Consider the following 2,162-nt stretch of genomic DNA (forward strand, 5'->3'; position numbering starts at 1 on the left):
AGACACCTCACGCAGTCGAGGGGTCAAGTTGATCTCCGCAGGGCTTCGGATGACTCGAACACAGTTGATCTCCCCGGGGCCGGTGCTTGCGCTCGGCACCCACCGATTCCGCGAGCGATGCGCCGAAGCATCCGCCACCGGAGCTCGGTAGGGCATGGGCACCAACCACCGCGACTCGTAGGCATGGAAAGGGCCCCCTGGGGCCCGGGTCCGGCGGCAGCCGGACTTCCATGACTGGCGCAGTAAACCCGACCGCCCGTGGCCAGCAGAGTGGCCTCGCCGCCCGGCCCGGGCGGCGGAAGCGGCACGGACAGCCAGCCCGCCGGAGGCCGGTGCGTCAGGCGGCAACGGCGGCGAGAGCGACCGGGAACGCGGCGCGTTCGTCGAAGTGCCGGCCCGCTTTGAGGCAGTGGTAGAGCTGGCCGAGCATGCGGTTGAACAGGTTGCGTTGAGCTGCGGCATGCCAATCGCCGTGGTCATCGCGGCGACGGCGGTAGTGGGCCTTGGCGCCGGGTGAGGCGGTGATCGCGGAGAACGCCCACAGGTAGCCGGCGTGGTTGAGCCGGTCGTTCTTCACCCACCGACGGGTGACGCTGGACTTTTTCCCGGACGCCCGGGTGATGGGTGACGCGCCGGCGTATGCCTTGAGGCCTCGGGCGTCGGCGAACCGCTGCCGGTCGTCGCCGATCTCGGCCAGCACCCGGGCGCCGAGCTGGGTGCCGAGGCCGGGGAAGCTGCAGATGATCTCGGCGTCCGGGTGCTGGGGGAACACCTCCTCGACGGCCTCCGTGAGATCGTCGGCAGCGGCGCAGGCTGCGGTGAGCTGGCCCAGCAGGGCGAGCATCTGGCGGCCAAGTGCCTCCTCGACCGTGGCGGGCTGGTGGGCCCAGTCGGCGCGGAAGACCTCCCGCAGCCGCTCGACCTCGGTCTCGATACCGCGCTTGCGGCCGGACCGCTTCAGCGCGGCGGCGAGCTGCGTTCGGGTCAGGCGTGCGGCCTTCGCCGGGGTGGGGGCTGCCTTGAGGACCTCCTGAGCCTCCGGCCGACAGAGCCCATTTCTCCACGGCTCAAAGGCCGCGAGCGCGGCCGGGTAGTACTCACGCAGCAGGGAACGGAGCTGGTTGGCCAACTGCTGCCGGTTCCAGGTCGCGTCCTGCTGGGCGCGGGCCAGGACGGCAATCGCGCGGGCCAGGTCGCTGTCGTTGGGCAGCGGCCGGTGGGCATGCATGTCGGTGCGCAGGATGTTCGCCAGCACAAGTGCGTCGCCCGGGTCGGACTTCTTGCGGGAGACGCTGTGCCGGTCGCGGTAGCGGGCGGCAGCCATCGGGTTGATCGCGAACACCTTGCGCCTGCCGGTCCGCAGGACGGCGACCAGCAGGCCGCGGGAAGTCTCGATCGCGACCGGGATCGGGGCCTCCTCGGTGTCGCCGTACTCGGCGAGCAGGTCCAGCAGCAGCTTGTAGCCGGCCGCGTCATCGGTGATGTGCCGCTTGGCCAGGAGCTGACCGGCGTCGTCGACCAGGGCGACGTCGTGCGTTCGCTCGGCCCAGTCAATGCCGCAGTAGATCAAGTTGTTCCCTCCCCAGAGCGCGGATATTTGCGCTGGTCACGAGCACATGCGGGCCACGCAGCGACCTAATTCCAGGACTCGACCGCCCGGTCGGTCCGCCACCTCACTAGCCGTTCGTGGCACCAGCGCACCTCACGGGCCCCGGTCTTTCGCGGGAGCTCGGGCGGCTCGGGCGAAACAAGAGGTCACCGTGCGGCGGGCTCACACCACCAACACCAACGAGCTACAGACGAGTTGGGTGTTGACGACTCGGGGACGCCAAGCGCCGCGCGTCTGCCCTGAGGCCTCAACGGACCAGGCGGCAGGTAGGCGTCCGCTCGGCGCCCTCGAATCGTCAACACCCCTTCCCAACACGGTGGCGGCCCCGAGGACGCCGGACGCCGCCTCTCTTGGATTAGGCCGTGAGGCCGGGCGCTGGCCAGGCATCCGCCCGGCGCCCACGCGACCGCCACCACCGCGAGTGCTGAGGCCGCGCGCCGGTCTATCCCAAGGCATCACCGGCGCCCGGGTGGGCGAAGGCGTCACGGCCCCAGCATTCGAACGGACCGACCGTGGCCCCCTGGCTACACCGATCCGCTATCAACGAATTAGG

Annotated in this window: 1 protein-coding gene; it reads right to left on the minus strand. The window is 70.4% G+C overall.

The window, feature by feature from the left end:
• Positions 1-337: 337 nt before the first annotated feature.
• Positions 338-1,570 (minus strand): IS110 family transposase, encoded by a 1,233-nt coding sequence (locus ACWGJO_RS41440; RefSeq protein ID WP_452190944.1) that lies wholly within the window; start codon positions 1,568-1,570, stop codon positions 338-340.
• Positions 1,571-2,162: the final 592 nt, after the last annotated feature.

This window comes from Kitasatospora sp. NPDC054795 (assembly GCF_053611565.1).